This window comes from Streptosporangium sp. NPDC004631 (genome assembly GCF_053601935.1).
On record NZ_JBSGCR010000014.1, the window covers coordinates 71,604 to 87,632 of the forward strand.

Annotated in this window: 17 protein-coding genes and 1 pseudogene; 14 read left to right on the forward strand and 4 right to left on the reverse strand. The window is 71.0% G+C overall.

Features of this window, described 5'->3' with window-relative positions; all coding sequences use genetic code 11:
* Window positions 1-121: 121 nt before the first annotated feature.
* The 3 genes from ACWEF2_RS16540 to ACWEF2_RS16550 all read right to left on the reverse strand — a co-directional run bounded on the left by ACWEF2_RS16540 (window position 122) and on the right by ACWEF2_RS16550 (window position 2,882).
* The gene (locus ACWEF2_RS16540; RefSeq protein ID WP_453816014.1) at window positions 122-1,051 is read right to left on the reverse strand and encodes an EamA family transporter; all 930 of its coding nucleotides are present in this window, start codon (window positions 1,049-1,051) and stop codon (window positions 122-124) included.
* Between the two features lie 57 nt (window positions 1,052-1,108).
* Window positions 1,109-1,894 (reverse strand): ABC transporter permease, encoded by a 786-nt coding sequence (locus tag ACWEF2_RS16545; RefSeq protein WP_453816016.1) that lies wholly within the window; start codon window positions 1,892-1,894, stop codon window positions 1,109-1,111.
* 79 nt (window positions 1,895-1,973) lie between these two features.
* Window positions 1,974-2,882 carry an ABC transporter ATP-binding protein gene (locus tag ACWEF2_RS16550; RefSeq protein ID WP_453816018.1) on the reverse strand — a complete coding sequence of 303 codons (909 nt, stop codon included), beginning with the start codon at window positions 2,880-2,882 and terminating at the stop codon, window positions 1,974-1,976.
* Between the two features lie 179 nt (window positions 2,883-3,061).
* Between ACWEF2_RS16550 and ACWEF2_RS16555 the strand changes: the two genes are divergently transcribed.
* The 13 genes and pseudogenes from ACWEF2_RS16555 to ACWEF2_RS16615 all read left to right on the forward strand — a co-directional run.
* The gene (locus ACWEF2_RS16555) at window positions 3,062-3,841 is read left to right on the forward strand and encodes a VOC family protein (RefSeq protein WP_453816020.1); all 780 of its coding nucleotides are present in this window, start codon (window positions 3,062-3,064) and stop codon (window positions 3,839-3,841) included.
* 170 nt (window positions 3,842-4,011) lie between these two features.
* Window positions 4,012-4,803: a helix-turn-helix transcriptional regulator gene (locus ACWEF2_RS16560; RefSeq protein ID WP_453816154.1), complete on the forward strand. Its 792-nt coding sequence runs from the start codon at window positions 4,012-4,014 to the stop codon at window positions 4,801-4,803.
* Complete coding sequence (gene sufB / locus ACWEF2_RS16565; RefSeq protein ID WP_453816022.1) at window positions 4,800-6,212, forward strand: Fe-S cluster assembly protein SufB; 1,413 nt, start codon at window positions 4,800-4,802, stop codon at window positions 6,210-6,212. Before ACWEF2_RS16560 ends, sufB begins: the two co-directional genes overlap by 4 nt.
* Window positions 6,212-7,339 (forward strand): Fe-S cluster assembly protein SufD, encoded by a 1,128-nt coding sequence (sufD, locus tag ACWEF2_RS16570; protein ID WP_453816024.1) that lies wholly within the window; start codon window positions 6,212-6,214, stop codon window positions 7,337-7,339. The genes sufB and sufD overlap by 1 nt, the downstream gene beginning before the upstream one ends.
* Window positions 7,336-7,653: a Rieske (2Fe-2S) protein gene (locus tag ACWEF2_RS16575; protein WP_355596460.1), complete on the forward strand. Its 318-nt coding sequence runs from the start codon at window positions 7,336-7,338 to the stop codon at window positions 7,651-7,653. Before sufD ends, ACWEF2_RS16575 begins: the two co-directional genes overlap by 4 nt.
* A 2-nt stretch (window positions 7,654-7,655) precedes the next feature.
* A complete protein-coding gene (gene sufC / locus ACWEF2_RS16580; protein ID WP_453816027.1) occupies window positions 7,656-8,429 on the forward strand; it encodes a Fe-S cluster assembly ATPase SufC in 774 nt (257 codons plus the stop codon).
* Complete coding sequence (locus ACWEF2_RS16585) at window positions 8,429-9,688, forward strand: cysteine desulfurase (protein WP_453816029.1); 1,260 nt, start codon at window positions 8,429-8,431, stop codon at window positions 9,686-9,688. Before sufC ends, ACWEF2_RS16585 begins: the two co-directional genes overlap by 1 nt.
* A gap of 19 nt (window positions 9,689-9,707) precedes the next feature.
* Window positions 9,708-10,145, forward strand: coding sequence for a Fe-S cluster assembly sulfur transfer protein SufU (sufU, locus tag ACWEF2_RS16590; protein ID WP_355596466.1), 438 nt, complete (start codon window positions 9,708-9,710; stop codon window positions 10,143-10,145).
* The gene (locus tag ACWEF2_RS16595; RefSeq protein ID WP_355596468.1) at window positions 10,142-10,507 is read left to right on the forward strand and encodes a metal-sulfur cluster assembly factor; all 366 of its coding nucleotides are present in this window, start codon (window positions 10,142-10,144) and stop codon (window positions 10,505-10,507) included. Before sufU ends, ACWEF2_RS16595 begins: the two co-directional genes overlap by 4 nt.
* Before the next feature lie 365 nt (window positions 10,508-10,872).
* Window positions 10,873-12,594, forward strand: a complete 1,722-nt coding sequence (locus ACWEF2_RS16600) for a DEAD/DEAH box helicase (RefSeq protein ID WP_453816032.1) — start codon at window positions 10,873-10,875, stop codon at window positions 12,592-12,594.
* 239 nt (window positions 12,595-12,833) lie between these two features.
* Window positions 12,834-13,097, forward strand: a complete 264-nt coding sequence (locus tag ACWEF2_RS16605) for a phosphoribosyl-ATP diphosphatase (protein ID WP_355596472.1) — start codon at window positions 12,834-12,836, stop codon at window positions 13,095-13,097.
* A 62-nt stretch (window positions 13,098-13,159) separates the two neighbouring features.
* Complete coding sequence (gene hisG / locus ACWEF2_RS16610) at window positions 13,160-14,005, forward strand: ATP phosphoribosyltransferase (RefSeq protein WP_453816034.1); 846 nt, start codon at window positions 13,160-13,162, stop codon at window positions 14,003-14,005.
* A 73-nt stretch (window positions 14,006-14,078) separates the two neighbouring features.
* Window positions 14,079-14,177, forward strand: a pseudogene (locus ACWEF2_RS16615) (zinc ribbon domain-containing protein); the annotation flags it as partial.
* A 28-nt stretch (window positions 14,178-14,205) separates the two neighbouring features.
* Here the strand turns inward: ACWEF2_RS16615 and ACWEF2_RS16620 are convergent.
* Window positions 14,206-15,051 (reverse strand): siderophore-interacting protein, encoded by an 846-nt coding sequence (locus tag ACWEF2_RS16620; RefSeq protein WP_453816036.1) that lies wholly within the window; start codon window positions 15,049-15,051, stop codon window positions 14,206-14,208.
* Window positions 15,052-15,250: 199 nt separating this feature from the next.
* On the opposite strand from ACWEF2_RS16620, the gene ACWEF2_RS16625 reads away from it, so the two are divergent.
* Entirely contained in the window at window positions 15,251-15,865 is a 615-nt protein-coding gene (locus ACWEF2_RS16625) for an acVLRF1 family peptidyl-tRNA hydrolase (RefSeq protein ID WP_453816038.1), read from the forward strand.
* Window positions 15,866-16,029 lie beyond the last annotated feature (164 nt).

The following is a 16,029-nucleotide window of genomic DNA, read 5'->3' on the forward strand; positions in this document are numbered from 1 at the left end:
GCCCGCCGTACGGCCTCGCGGTGACCGTTGCGGGTTCCGCCGTACGGCCCTTACCGCTGCCCGGATCCGTGCCGCCGGGCCCGTCCGTCCGCTCCGCCCCGCCCGGGCCTGTCCGCCCGGCTCACCCCGGTGACGGGCGCGCGCCGCGGGTCGCGCCCAGGCTGGCGACGACCACGCAGGCGATGGCCGCCCACTCACGCACGTCGAGCACCTCGCCCAGCACCAGCAGCCCGACCATCGCGGCCACCGCGGGCTCCAGGCTCATCAGGATGCCGAACACCTGCTTGGGCATTCTGCGCAGCGCCTCCAGCTCGATCGAGTAGGGGATGACCGACGACAGCAGGCCCACACCGAGCCCGATCATCAGCAGTTCGGGCCTGAGCAGGTCGGCGCCGCCCGTGGCGATCCCCACCGGGGCGACCAGCAGGAACGACACGATCATCGCGAAGGAGAGGCCGGTGGTGCCGGGGAAGTGGCGACCGGCGGCGGCCGACAGCAGGATGTAGCCCGCCCAGCAGGCCGCCGCGACCAGGGCGAACCCGATCCCGGCCCAGCTGATCCGCGACGCCGCCGCTCCCCACGGGGCCAGCAGCGTCACCCCGGAGGCCGCCAGCCCGACCCAGAGCAGGTCCAGGCGACGGCGCGAGGCGGCCACCGCCACCCCGAGCGGGCCGAGGAACTCGATCGCCACCGCGATGCCCATGGGCAGCCGGGACAGCGCCTCGTAGAACGACAGGTTCATCACGCCCAGCGTCACGCCGAACGCCACACCGACCCCGGCTCTGGCGCGGGTCAGCCCTCTCAGCCGGGGCCGGGCGACGGCCCCCATGATCAGCGCGCCCGCCGCGATCCGCAGGAACACCACCGCGCTGGGCGGCAGCTGGGCGAACAGGTCCTTGGCGAAACCCGCGCCCATCTGGACCGACAGGATGGCCAGCAGCACCAGCCCGGAGGGCGGTACCGCGTCGGAGGCGGCCCGCAGCACGGCACCCGGCCTGGCGAGGCCGGGTTTGTACGGCTCAGCGGGCCCATGCAGGGCTTCAGCGGCCACGCGGAACTCCTCGTGTCAGGAACCACACGGTTGTTCACACATTACTAGGCGGCCGGGTCACTCCCAGCGGAACGTCCGCGACGCGAGACCGAGCGAGAGGGCGGCCCAGACCACCAGGACCAGCGCCGGGCCGAGGGGGAGCCCGCCGCCGTCGCCCAGGGCGGAGCGGAGCCCGCCGGTCAGCGCGGTGATCGGCAGCAGCCGCAGCACCGGCTCCACCGAGTCGGGGAAGACCGACAGGGGGAAGACGACCCCGCCGCAGCCGAGCAGGATCAGGTAGACCAGGTTGGCCCCGGCGAGCGTGGCCTCGGCGCGCAGGGTGCCCGCCATCAGCAGGCCCATCCCGCTGAACGCGGCGGTGCCGAGCAGGATCAGTGCGAGCGCGGCCGGCGCGGAGCCCGCCGGACGCCAGCCCAGGGCGATCGCCACGCAGGAGATCAGGGCGACCTGGACGACCTCCACGGCGATCACCGCGAGCGTCTTGGCCAGCATCAGCCCGGTCCGCGACAGGGGGGTGGCGCCCAGCCGCTTCAGCACGCCGTACCGGCGTTCGAAGCCGGTCGCGATGGCCTGCCCGGTGAAGGCCGTGGACATCACGGCCAGCGCGAGCACGCCGGGGGTGATGAAGTCCACCCGGGAGCCGCCGCCGACGTTCACCAGCGGCGCGGCCGAGAACCCGACGAGCAGCAGCACCGGGATGATGAGCGTCAGCAGGAACTGCTCGCCGTTGCGGAGCGTCGCCCGGACCTCCGCCCCCGTCTGCGCCAGCACCATTGCGCGCAGCGGCGCGGCGCCCGGGGCGGGCGTGAGGTCCAGAGGGGCCGAGGGGGTCGGGGGGGTCACTGTGCTCTCCTGTGATCCGGTGCCGGCCGTGCCCGGCGTGCTCTGCGTTCCCGGTGTCCTCTGTCTCCTCGCCGGGGGGTCATCGGAGCTCCCGGCCGGTCAGCTCCAGGAAGACGTCCTCCAGGGTGCGGCGTTCGATGCTCAGGTCGTCGGCGGTGACGCCCTCGGCGGCGCACCAGGCCGTAACGGTCGCCAGCAGCTCGGGCGAGACCTGCCCCTCGATGATGTAGTGCCCGGAGGGCGACTCCTTGGCCGCGCTGCCCGCGGGCAGCGCGGTGAGCAGCTCGTCCAGGGCGAGGCCGGGCCGGGCCCTGAAGCGGAGCTGCCGCTCGGCGCCGGTCAGTGAGTCGGGCGTGCCCTCGGCCACCACCCGGCCGTGGTCGATGATCACCACCTGGTCGGAGAGCTTCTCCGCCTCGTCCATGTGATGGGTGGTGAGCACCACCGAGACCCCGGCGGCCCGCAGGTCGCCCACCAGCTCCCAGCAGGCGTGCCGGGCCTGCGGGTCCAGGCCCGCGGTCGGCTCGTCGAGGAAGACCAGCTCGGGACGGCCGATGACGGCCGCGGCCAGCGACACGCGCTGCTGCTGCCCCCCCGACATCCTCCGGTACGGCGTGCGGGCGTGCCCGGTGAGGCCGAGCCGCTCCAGCAGCGCCGCCGGATCCAGCGGGTCGGCGTGGAAACGGGCCATCAGCCGCAGCCACTCCCCGCAGCGCGCCGCGGGCGGCACGCCCCCGGCCTGGAGCATCACCCCGACCCTGGCCCGCAGCTCCGGACGGGACGGATCGAGCCCGAGGACCCTCACCACGCCGCCGTCGGCTCTGCGGAACCCCTCGCAGATCTCGATGGTCGAGGTCTTGCCCGCGCCGTTGGGGCCGAGGATCGCGGTCACCGCGCCTCGGCCCGCGCTGAGCGTGAGGCCGTCGATCGCGGTCGTTCTGCCGTATCTCTTGACCAGATCGATGATCTCGACGGCTGGGGACTCCATGGCCACGAGTTTAGGGACTGCGCCGGGCGGTCAGGTTGCCGGACCTGCGGCGTGGGACCTCTCATGTCCGGTAAAAGCCTTCGGGCGGATCCCGCCAAGGGTCTTGATCTCCTCCGGGCGCCCCGATCCGCCCGTGCCACGCTGAACGTGTCCCGAATCACGACATGAGGAGGTTCGGCGTGTCCGAGCGGAGCGGCCGTGAATCAGGCGTCCCGTGCTGGGTGGATCTGTCGAGTACGGACGTCACCCTGTCGGTCAGGTTCTACCGGGAGATCTTCGGCTGGGAGGCGGTGTTCGACCCGCGTCCGGAGTCCGGGGGATACGGCCGCTTCACGCTGGGCGGGAAGATGGTCGCGGGGATCGGGCCCAGCTTCGGTGACGGCGTTCCCGCGGTCTGGAACACCTATGTGGCCACCCGGGACGTCGAGGCCGTCGCCTCGCGGGTCCGCGGGGCCGGGGGCAAGGTCGAACTGGAACCCGTGAAGATCTTCGACGAGGGGTCCATGGCGGCCTTCGAGGACCCCTCGGGGGCCCTCTTCATGGCGTGGCAGGCGGATCGGCGCGTGGGCGCGGAGGTCGTCGACGAGCCCGGCGCGCTCACCTGGAACGAGCTGGTGACCCGGGACCCCGCCGTCTGCGAGGTGTTCTACCGGACGGTCTTCGGCTGGGAGGCCGAGGGGGGCGGGCCCGGCGGCGGGCCGTACACCGAGTGGCGGCTGCACGGCCGCCCCGTCGCGGGGATGGCGGAGCTGGGGCCGGTGTTCCCGCCGGACACGCCGCCGCACTGGAGGGCCTGTTTCGCGGTGACGGACGCCGCCGCCACCGTGGCGAGGGTCCTGAGTCTGGGGGGCGCCGTGCTCGCGCCGCTCTCGCGGGCGCCCAGGGGGCGGATGGCGGTGGTGGCCGACCCGCAGTTCGCGCCCTTCGCGGTGATCGAGGCCGTGACCGGAGGGCGGTGACCGCGTTAGAGGAGGCCGCTCCTACCGGCCCGCGTAAACCTCCGGGGGGCGTTATCGCAGATTAGGTAAGGCTTACCTGCGTGATAAATCGCATTCTCCGCATCTTGGGCAACCATTTGTATGCGGGGAAGGAATTAGGCCACACTGATGTTGTGAAATACGTGACCGGGATGCGAGGCACCGAGGAGACCGCCGTTGTGCGGCTCTCCGGCGTGTCCGCCGAGCACGGCACACGCGCGCGTGTCGCCCGGCTCATCCTGGAGCACGGGCCCGTCACCGCCTCCGCCCTCGGCGAGCGGCTCGGGCTCACCTCCGCCGCCGTCCGCCGCCACCTGGACGCGTTGCTGGCCGACGGGCTGATCGAGCCCCGTACGGTCCGCCCCCGCGGTCAGCGAGGCCGGGGACGGCCGGCGAAGCTGTTCGCCATAACCGATGAGGGCCGCAGCGCCTTCGAGCACGCCTACGACGGGCTCGCGGGCAGCGCGCTGCGCTTTCTGGCCGAGCGCGCGGGCGAGCAGGCGGTGGCCGAGTTCGCCCGGTCACAGGTGGCCGGCCTCGTCGGGCGCCTCCGCCGCGAGATGCGCGACGTCCCCGCCGACCAGCGGGTGCGCGTCCTGGCCGAGGCCCTGTCCGCGGACGGTTACGCCGCCTCGGCGAGCAAGGCCGGTCTCGGCGGCGACCAGCTGTGCCAGCACCACTGCCCGGTGGCACACGTGGCCGCGGAGTTCCCGCAGCTCTGTGAGGCCGAGACCGAGGCGTTCGCGCAGATTCTCGGCTCGCCCGTGCAGCGGCTGGCGACCATCGCCCACGGCGACGGTGTGTGCACCACCCATGTGAGTCCTCGCAGGGCGGATGCCGGGCCGGATACGGGGGAGCGGGACGCGCACCGGCAGACAACCGGGGCGGCGCCCTCGGCAACCCATGAAGCGATCGATGAAACGAGCAAGGAGACCGGAAGGTGACTGTCACCGACCGCCCGGAGCTTGAAGGCCTCGGGAATTATAAGTTCGGCTGGGCCGACTCCGACGACGCGGGGGCCACGGCCCGTCGCGGCCTGTCCGAGGAGGTCGTCCGTAATATCTCCGCGCTCAAGAACGAGCCGGAGTGGATGCTCGACCTGCGTCTGAAGGGCCTGCGCCTGTTCGGCAAGAAGCCCATGCCGAACTGGGGCGCGGACCTCGGCGGGATCGACTTCGACAACATCAAGTACTTCGTGCGCTCCACCGAGAAGCAGGCCACCTCGTGGGAGGAGCTGCCCGAGGACATCAAGAACACCTACGACAGGCTGGGCATCCCCGAGGCGGAGAAGCAGCGTCTGATCGCCGGTGTCGCCGCCCAGTACGAGTCCGAGGTGGTCTACCACAAGATCCGTGAGGACCTTGAGGAGAAGGGTGTCGTCTTCGTCGACACCGACACCGCGCTCAAGGAGCACGAGGAGCTCTTCAAGGAGTACTTCGGCACCGTCATCCCGGTCGGGGACAACAAGTTCGCCGCGCTGAACACGGCCACCTGGAGCGGCGGCAGCTTCATCTACGTGCCGCCGAACGTCAACGTGGAGATCCCGCTCCAGGCCTACTTCCGGATCAACACCGAGAACATGGGCCAGTTCGAGCGGACCCTGATCATCGTGGACGAGAACTCCTACGTCCACTACGTCGAGGGCTGCACCGCGCCGATCTACTCCTCGGACTCGCTGCACAGCGCGGTCGTGGAGATCATCGTGAAGAAGGGCGCCCGCTGCCGTTACACGACCATCCAGAACTGGTCGAACAACGTCTACAACCTGGTCACCAAGCGCGCCGTGGCCTACGAGGGCGCGACCATGGAGTGGATCGACGGCAACATCGGCTCCAAGGTCACCATGAAGTACCCCGCCGTCTACCTCATGGGCCGGGGCGCCAAGGGTGAGACGCTGAGCGTCGCCTTCGCCGGCGAGGGCCAGCACCAGGACGCCGGGGCCAAGATGGTGCACCTCGCCCCGAACACCAGCTCCACCGTGATCTCCAAGTCCGTCGCCCGCGGCGGCGGCCGTACCTCCTACCGGGGTCTGGTCCAGATCGAGGAGGGCGCGCACGGCAGCGCCAGCACGGTCAAGTGCGATGCGCTGCTGGTCGACCAGATCAGCCGCTCCGACACCTACCCCTACGTGGACGTGCGCGAGGACGACGTCTCCATGGGGCACGAGGCCACGGTCTCCAAGGTCTCCGACGACCAGCTCTTCTACCTGATGAGCCGCGGTCTGAACGAGGACGAGGCCATGGCGATGATCGTGCGCGGCTTCGTCGAGCCGATCGCCCGCGAACTCCCGATGGAGTACGCCCTCGAACTGAACCGCCTCATCGAACTGCAGATGGAAGGAGCCGTCGGCTGATGGGTCTCGAAACCGCGTCTCCGTCGATTCTGTCGACCCTCCACGAGAAGTCCTCCTACGATGTGGCGGACTTCCCGGTCCCGACCGGCCGCGAGGAGGAGTGGCGCTTCACCCCGCTGTCGCGCCTTCGGGGACTGCACACCGGCGCCGCGGCCTCCGGTGGCGTCGTGGTCGAGGTGGACGCCGCCCCCGAGGTCACCGTGGAGACCGTGGGCCGTGACGACCGGCGGCTCGGCAGGGCCTACGTGCCCGTCGACCGGGTCAGCGCCCAGGCGTACGGCTCCTTCGAGAAGGCCACGGTCATCACGGTCCCGCGCGAGGCGGTCGCCTCCAAGCCGACCGTGATCACCGTGACCGGATCCGGCGAGGGCGCGGCCTACGGCCACACCCTGATCAGGCTTGAGCCGATGGCCGAGGCCGTGGTCGTCCTCGACCACCAGGGCAGCGCGATCTACGCCGACAACGTCGAGTTCGCCGTGGGCGACGGCGCCACGCTCAAGGTCGTCAGCCTGCAGGACTGGGCCGGCGACGCCGTGCACGTCTCCCACCACCACGCCCTGCTCGGCAGGGACGCGACCTTCCGCAGCTTCGTGGTCACCCTGGGCGGCGACCTGGTACGGCTGTCGCCGTCGGTCTCCTACGAGGGGCCCGGCGGCGACGCCGAGCTGACCGGCCTGTACTTCGTGGACGCCGGGCAGCACCTGGAGCACCGCCTGCTGGTCGACCACTCCCAGCCGAACTGCCGCAGCAACGTGACCTACAAGGGCGCGCTGCAGGGCGACGACGCGCACGCCGTATGGATCGGCGACGTCATCATCCGGGTCGAGGCCACCGGCACCGACACCTACGAGCTCAACCGCAACCTCCTGCTGACCGACGGCGCCCGCGCCGACTCGGTGCCGAACCTGGAGATCCTCACCGGCGAGGTCACCGGAGCGGGTCACGCCAGCGCCTCCGGCCGCCTGGACGACGAGCACATCTTCTACCTCCAGGCCCGGGGCATCCCGTTCGAGGAGGCGCGCCGCCTGGTCATCCGGGGCTTCTTCGCGCAGCTCCTGGAGAAGATCGAGCTCGACGAACTGCGCGAGCGGGTGTTCGCCAAGGTCGAGGCGGAGCTTGAGAAGTGACGTTCGAAAAAGTCTGCAAGCTCACCGACATCCCCGACGAAGGCGTGATCGGCGTCGAGGTGGGGGAGACGCCGGTCGCCCTGGTCCGCCGGGGCGCCGAGGTCTACGCCCTGCACGACGTGTGCTCGCACGCCGAGGTGAGGCTGAGCGAGGGCGAGGTCTACGACCAGAGCCTGGAGTGCTGGCTGCACGGCTCGTGCTTCGACCTGCGCTCCGGCAAGCCCACCGGCCCGCCGGCCACCAAGCCCGTCCCCGTCTACCAAGTCAAGATCGACGGCGATGACGTCCTCGTCTCGCTCTCGAAGGAGTCGTAACAGTGTCTGATTCGAGCCGAGTCCGCCCGGGCTCCACCCTTGAGATCCGCGATCTGCATGTCGCCGTGGGGGACAAGGAGATCCTGCGCGGGGTCAACCTCACCGTGAGGGCCGGCGAGACCCACGCCATCATGGGCCCCAACGGCTCGGGCAAGTCCACGCTCGCCTACGCGATCGCCGGTCACCCCAAGTACACCGTCACCGGCGGCCAGGTCCTGCTGGACGGCGCCGACCTGCTGGAGATGTCGGTCGACGAGCGCGCCCGCGCCGGTCTCTTCCTCGCCATGCAGTACCCGGTCGAGGTCCCCGGCGTCAGCGTCTCCAACTTCCTGCGCTCGGCGGTCACCTCGGTGCGCGGTGAGGCTCCCAAGCTCCGCCAGTTCGCCAAGGACCTGAAGTCCGGGATGGACGCCCTGTCCATCGACGCGGCCTTCGCCCAGCGCAACCTGAACGAGGGCTTCTCCGGTGGTGAGAAGAAGCGTCACGAGATCCTCCAGCTCGAACTGCTCGAACCGAAGATCGCCGTTCTCGACGAGACCGACTCCGGCCTCGACGTCGACGCGCTGCGCGTGGTCTCCGAGGGCATCAACCGCTTCCGCTCCTCCGGTGACACCGGGGTGCTGCTCATCACCCACTACACCCGTATCCTGCGCTACGTGAAGCCGGACTTCGTCCACGTCTTCGCGGCCGGCCGGATCGTGGAGCAGGGCGGTCCCGAGCTCGCCGACAAGCTCGAAGCCGAGGGCTACGAGGCGTACACGAAGGTCTCCGCCTGATGAACACGGGCTTTGACGTGGAGAGGATCAGGAAGGACTTCCCGATCCTCTCCCGGGAGCTGCCCGGCGGCAGGCCGCTGGTCTACCTCGACTCGGGCAACTCCGCGCAGAAGCCCACCCAGGTCATCGAGGCCATGCGCGAGCACCTGTCCGCGCACTACGCCAACGTCGGCCGGGCCATGCACGCGCTGGGCGCGGAGTCCACCGAGGCCTACGAGGCCGCCCGCGACAAGGTCGCCGCCTTCGTCGGCGCGCCGAGCCGCGACGAGATCGTCTTCACCAAGAACGCCTCGGAGGCGCTCAACCTGGTGGCCTACGCCTTCGGCAACCCGATCGGCCGCGACCCCAGGTTCCGGATCGGGCCCGGCGACGAGATCGTCATCTCCGAGATGGAACACCACTCCAACATCGTGCCCTGGCAGATGCTCGCGCAGCGCACCGGCGCCACGCTGAGGTGGTTCCCGGTCACCGACGACGGCCGCCTGGACCTGTCGGACATCGAGGAGCTCGTCACCGAGCGCACGAAGATCGTCTCGATCGTGCACCAGTCGAACGTGCTCGGCACGGTCAACCCGGTCGCCCAGGTGCTCGCCAGGGTCCGCGAGGTCGGCGCGCTGATGATGCTCGACGCCTCGCAGTCGGTGCCCCACAAGCCGGTGGACGTCGCCGCCCTCGGCGTGGACTTCCTCGCCTTCACCGGGCACAAGGTCGCCGGCCCCTCGGGGATCGGCGTGCTGTGGGCGCGGGGCGAGCTGCTGGAGGCCATGCCCCCGTTCCTGGGCGGCGGCGAGATGATCGAGGCGGTCTGGATGGACCGTTCGACCTACGCGCCCGCGCCGCACAAGTTCGAGGCGGGTACCCCGCCGATCGTCGAGGCCGTCGGCCTCGGCGCCGCGGTGGACTATCTCTCCGGGATCGGCATGGACGCCGTGGCCCGCCACGAGCGCGAGCTCACCGGCTACGCGCTCGGCGCGCTGGGAGAGATCCCCGGGCTGAGGGTGGTCGGCCCGCGCGACCTCGACGACCGCGGCGGTACGGTGTCTTTCACTCTTGAGGGGATTCACCCGCACGATGTCGGGCAGATCCTCGATGACCACTTCGGAGTGGCCGTACGGGTGGGGCATCACTGCGCCCGGCCGCTGCACCTGAGGTTCGGGATTCCCGCCACCACGCGGGCGTCCTTCTATCTTTACAACACCCCGGCCGAGATCGACGCCCTGGTCCGCGGCCTTCACCACGTGCAGAAGGTGTTCGCCTAGCCATGCCGGAGCAGCCCAGATGATCGCCGAGTCCATGTACCAGGAGCTGATCCTGGAACACTACAAACATCCCCAGGGCCGGGGGCTCCGAGACCCGTACGACGCCGAGGTGCACCATGTGAACCCGACGTGCGGCGACGAGATCACCATGCGGGTGAAGCTGGGCGACGGCGGCAAGATCGAGGACGTCTCCTACGACGGGCAGGGCTGCTCGATCAGCCAGGCCGCCGCCTCGGTGCTGTACGAGCTGACCGCCGGCTCGACGGTGCACGAGACGCTCGCCGTGGTGGAGGAGTTCACCCGGCTCATGCAGAGCAGGGGTCAGATCGAGGCCGACGAGGACGTCCTGGGGGACGCCGTGGCGTTCGCCGGGGTCGCCAAGTTCCCCGCCCGGGTGAAATGCGCCCTGCTGGCCTGGATGGCCTACAAGGACGCGGTCGTGAGGAGTTCCGAATGAGCAAGCCTGTTGAGACGCCGACCACGGCCTACGACGGGGAGGTCACCCTTGACGAGGTCATGGAGGCCCTCAAGGACGTCGTGGACCCCGAGCTCGGCATCAACGTCGTCGATCTCGGCCTGATCTACGGGGTCAACCTCGACGCCGCCGAGGCCGGGACCCCGCCGATCGCCACCATCGACATGACGCTGACCAGCGCGGCCTGCCCGCTGACCGACGTCATCGAGGACCAGGCGCACTCGGCCCTGGACGGCATGGTCTCCGATGTGAAGATCAACTGGGTCTGGCTTCCCCCGTGGGGCCCGGACAAGATCACTGACGAGGGGCGTGAGCAGCTCCGCATGCTCGGATTCAACGTCTGAACCGCCCTCGGCACGGCCCGCGCCCCGCCCGGGTGCGGGCCGTACCGGATTGTGTGAGAGAATGCCCGATGCCGGGAAGAAAAGCCCGGTGCGGAGCGTTGGCTCCGTTGACGGATAAGCGTGCGCCTCGTGCTGGACGCCCCGACTGAACCTGGCACTGCGAACGCCGGGTATGCTTGATCGTGGTTTGACTGCGTGCGGGTAAGCTACACCCGCCCCGTGCGGTGCGCCTCGACTTGCACCGCACTACCGCCCCCACAGTGGGCGTTGATCGAGCGCGGCCTCAGGCCGCGCGTTCCAGGCTCGTCCTTTCGCAGAAGTGACGTGCCCCGTTCTTCTATCGAAAGGCACGAATCTTCGTGACCATGCTTGACGCTGTCCTGCCCGAAATCACCGAGATCTCCGAGGCGCCCGCCGGGCCGTCCGAGTTCGTCCTCCTCGGCCTGCCGAAGCCGCTGGTGACCGGCCTCTCCCGTCAGGGCATCGACAGTCCCTTCCCCATCCAGCGGGCCACGATCCCCGACATTCTGGCCGGTCACGACGTCCTCGGGCGGGGCCAGACCGGATCCGGCAAGACACTGGCCTTCGGCCTGCCCATGATGACCCGCATCGCCGGGGGCAAGGCCCGTCCCGGCCACCCGCTCGCCGTCATCCTGGTGCCGACCCGCGAGCTGGCCATGCAGGTCACCGACGCGCTTGAGCCCCTCGGCCGCGGCCTGTCGCTGCGGATGAAGACCGTCGTCGGCGGCATGTCCATGGGCCGGCAGATCGACGCGCTGCGCCGCGGCGTCGAGGTCGTCGTGGCCACGCCGGGCCGGCTGACCGACCTCATGCAGCAGGGCGAGTGCGTGCTGGACCAGGTCCAGGTGACCATCCTGGACGAGGCCGACCACATGTGCGACCTCGGCTTCTTCCCCGTCGTCAGCGCGATCCTGCAGCAGACCCCGGCCGACAGCCAGCGCCTGCTGTTCTCCGCCACTCTCGACGGCGACGTGGACAAGCTCGTCCGGCGCTTCCTCACCGCCCCGGTGACCCACTCGATGGCCCCGGCCGCCTCCTCGGTCGACACCATGGAGCACCACGTCCTTGAGGTCCACCGCGACGACAAGTTCCCGGTGACCGCCGAGATCGCCAACCGCGAGGGCCGGACCATCATCTTCGTGCGCACCCAGCACGGGGTGGACCGCCTCTGCAAGCAGCTCGCCCAGGTCGGCATCAAGGCCGGCGGTCTGCACGGCGGCAAGCGCCAGAACCAGCGCACCCGCATTCTGGCCGAGTTCAAGGAAGGCCAGATCAGCGTCCTGGTCTGCACCGACGTCGCGGCCCGCGGCATTCACGTCGACAACATCAGCCTGGTGCTGCACGTCGACCCGCCGCAGGACCACAAGAGCTACCTGCACCGCGGCGGCCGTACCGCCCGCGCCGGTGAGAAGGGCACCGTCATGACGCTGGTGCTCCCCAACGAGCGCCGCTCCACCGACGCGATGACCCGTCGTGCGGGCATCAAGCCGTTCCGCCTGAGGGTGACTCCGGGCCACCCGCGCCTGGAGGAGGTCGCCGGTGCGCGCCGGCCCACCGGCGAGCCGATCCCGGTCTGGGAGCCCTCGGCTCCGGCGCCCAAGCAGCGTGAGCGGCGCGGCGGCTTCGGTGGCGGCGGTGGCCGGGGCCCGCGCAGGTTCCGTGACCGTCCCGGTCACGGCGGCGAGGGCCACCAGCCCCGCGAGCGCCTCGCCGGTGACGACAACCGCTCCGGCGAGCGCGGCAACAACGGCAGCGTCAGCGACATGCGGGGCCAGTACCGCTCCGAGCGTCCCGAGCGCCGCTTCGACAGCCGTCCCGACAACCGTCCGGACAGTCGCGGGGGCGCCGGCTACCGCGGTGGCGAGCGCCGTGAGCCGTTCCGCGCCGACCGTCCCGGCGGCGGCTTCCGCGCCGACCGTCCCGCGAGCACCGGCTTGCGCGCCGATCGCCCCGCGGGCGACCGTGACCGCGGTGAGCGCCAGGGCGGCTTCCGCGGTGGCGAGTTCCGCGCCGGAGGCCGTTCCGACGGCCGAGGCCAGCGTGGCGGCGGCCACTACGGCCGCTGATCGTCGCACCGGCCCCCGAAGGGCGCGCGGCTTTCCGGTCGCGCGGCCCCGAAGGGCCAGGTGGATCCCGTAGGAGGGCCGGTACGGCACACGCCGTACCGGCCCTCCGGCGTTCCGCCGACGGCCGCCCGGGACCGGCCGGTGGAGGGCCGATCCGTGTCCGGAGCCTGGACGCGGACCCCCGGAGGTCCGCCGGACCGTTAGGCTTGGCTGCACATCCCACGGAGCCGAGAGAGACCATGAAGACCTTCGAAGAGCTGTACGCCGAGCTGTCCGACAAGGCGCGTACCCGGCCCGCGGGCTCGGGAACCGTGGCCGCGCTGGACGCCGGGGTCCATGCGATCGGCAAGAAGGTCGTCGAGGAGGCCGCCGAGAGCTGGATGGCGGCCGAGCACGAGTCCGGCGAGCGGGCCGCGGAGGAGATCTCCCAGCTCCTCTACCACGTGCAGGTCCTCATGATCGCCAAGGGGATCGGGCTGGACGAGGTCTACAAGCATCTGTGAGCCGGTGAGCCCGGCTCCAGCCGCCCGCAGAGACCGCCACCCAGGTAAGGAAGTCCCGCGTCATGCTCCGTCTCGCCGTTCCCAACAAGGGCGCCCTCACCGAGGCCGCCCAGACCATACTCAAGGAAGCCGGATACCGCCCGCGCAAGGACAGCAAGGAGCTCGTGGTCGTCGACCCCGACAACTCCTGCGAGCTGTTCTTCCTGCGCCCCAAGGACATCGCCGTCTACGTCGGCGAGGGCACCCTGGACGCCGGCATCACCGGCCGTGACATGCTCCGCGACTCCGGCGCGCAGGTCGAGGAGATCATGCCGCTCGGCTTCGGCAGGTCCACCTTCCGCTTCGCGGCCAACCCCGGCGAGTTCGCCTGCGCCGCGGACCTCAAGGGCAGGCGCGTCGCCACCTCCTACGACGGCCTGCTGGAGTCCTACCTCGCCGAGCAGGGGGTGGAGGCCCGAGTGATCAAGCTGGACGGCGCGGTCGAGACCGCCATCCGGCTGGGCGTGGCCGACGCGGTCGCCGACGTCGTGGAGACCGGCACCACGTTGCGCAACATCGGGCTGGAGGTGTTCGGCGAGCCGATCGCCCGGTCCGAGGCCGTGCTGATCAAGCGGGTCGGCGCCGCCGGGACCCAGGGGCTGGAGCAGCTCGTCCGCCGGCTGCAGGGCGTGCTGATGGCGCGCGACTACGTGATGATGGACTACGACATCCGGGCCGAGCGGATCGAGGAGGCCATCGCGCTGACCCCGGGCATGGAGGGCCCCACGGTCTCCCCGCTGCACCGGGAGGGCTGGGTCGCGGTCCGCGCCATGGTGCCGCGCAAGGGACACCAGCAGGTGATGGACCAGCTCTGGGAGATCGGCGCGAAGGCCATTCTGGTCACGGCCATCTTCGCCTGCCGCGTCTGAGCCGCCCGGAGCGCGCCGGAACGTCGCCGCCGAGCCGGGCTTGAACCGGTCGATTCCGGACGCGGGCTGGGGGGTGTTCCTGGGCATCCTCGCGTACAAGGCTGAAAGCGCCGGTCGAGAGCTGATCGCGGTGAACCCCGCCGGCACCTCCCGCACCCGCTCGCGTTGCGGGCACCGCGAGAGAGGGGCCGGTGCCGGCTCTAGGGCGACGGCAGCGTCGCCGCCTCCTCTTCCTCGATCCGCCTGTTCCACTCCTTCTTGGAGGAGCGCCAGGCCTCGTCGTCGCGCCCTGCCCGCCAGTAGCCGGAGATGGACAGCTGGGAGAGCGGGACGCCGCGCTCGGCCCGCAGGTGGCGGCGGATCGCCTTGACGAAGGTGGCCTCGCCGTGCACGAAGGCGTGCAGGACGCCCTCGGGGAAGTCGAGTTCGCGGACGGCGGTGACCAGGGACTCGCCGACCGGCGCGTCGCCGCGGTGGAACCAGGCGACCTTCGCGTCGCCGGCGCAGTCGAGCCGCTGCTCCTCTCCGGGACCGGCCACCTCCAGGAGGACGTGGGCCCTGGAGGCGGCCGGCAGGCGCTCCAGGGAGGTGGCGACGGCGGGCAGCGCGCTCTCGTCGCCCACGAACAGGTGCCAGTCGGCCGCTGGGTCCGGGGCGTAGCCGCCGCCGGGGCCGAAGAAGTGGATCTCCTCGCCGGGCCGTACGGCGGCGGCCCAGGGGCCGGCGAGGCCGCTGTCGCCGTGGTGGACGACGTCGAGTGTCAGTTCGAGCGCCTCCGGGTCCCAGGCCCGCACGGTGTAGGTCCGGGTGGTGGGCCACCGGTCGCGGGGCAGTTCGCGCTGGATCCGCTCCAGGTCGAACGGGGTGGGGTAGGTCACCCCGTGCGGGGCGAACAGGAGTTTCACGTAGTGGTCGGTGAACTCGCCCGCCTCGAAGCCCGCGAGGCCCCGGCCGCCGAGCACCACCCGGATCATGTGCGGGGTGAGCCGCTCGACCCGCTGCACCTCGCCGCGAGTGGTCTTACGTTTGGCTTTGTCCTCTGCCATGCGTCACTCCCGATATCCGTACAACTTAGGTGAGCCTAAGTCGTAGCATACGGCCGTTTAGGCGATAAGGCGGCCTGAGGGGGTGCCGGGTCCGCCCGGGACGGCGGCCGGGGCCGGTCGTGGTGGGAGGGCCGGCCACCGGGTAGTGTCCGGTGCCATGACGTCACGCCCGGCGAAGGGGGGAGGTCGCTGGGTCTCGGTGGGACCCGGGCGCCTCGGTCGCTGGGTCGACGGTTTCGCCGAGCGGCACGGCCCGCCGAGCGTGACGGCCACCGACGAGGTCGTGCTGTTCCAGGGCGCCGACGGCGCGACGGCCGAGTGCCTGGTGCCGTTCCCGCCGCTGACCCCCTCGGGAGGCGGCCCGCTGGCGCGCCTGGTCACCCACGCGCGCAGGGAGCGCAGGGTCGGAGTGCTGCTGGTACGGCTCGGCGGCCACGCGGCCGGGATCTTCCAGGGTGACGAGCTCCTGTCCTCGAAGGTGGGGTCGAGGCCGGTCCACGGTCGCAACGCGGCGGGAGGCTGGTCCCAGCAGCGGTTCGCCAGGCGCCGGGAGAAGCAGGTGGGGCAGGCGCACGACGCGGCGGCGGAGGTGGCGCTGCGCGTCCTCGGCCCGCACCTGGCCGAGCTGGAGGCGGTGATCCTGGGCGGTGACCGGCGCGCGGTGGACGCGCTGCGGCCCGACCGCAGGCTCGCCGGGGTCCTCGCACTGGAGACGGGGCCCTTCCTGACGGTCCCCGATCCCCGGCTGGTGGTGCTCGCCGGTACCCCCGCCCAGTTCCGCGCGGTCCGCATCAGGGTGACCGACCCCACTTGATCAGGGGGAGCCTGGTCCCGCGCGCGCCGTACACTGATCGGTATGCGCACTTCCGATTGACGCCGCCCGGATGAGGCGAGACAGCCGAGCCGAGAGCCGGGAGACACAGGGCGGCGGCGGGTTCGGCCAGAGGTGAGCCTGTGTATTTCCAGTCTGGGAGTGTT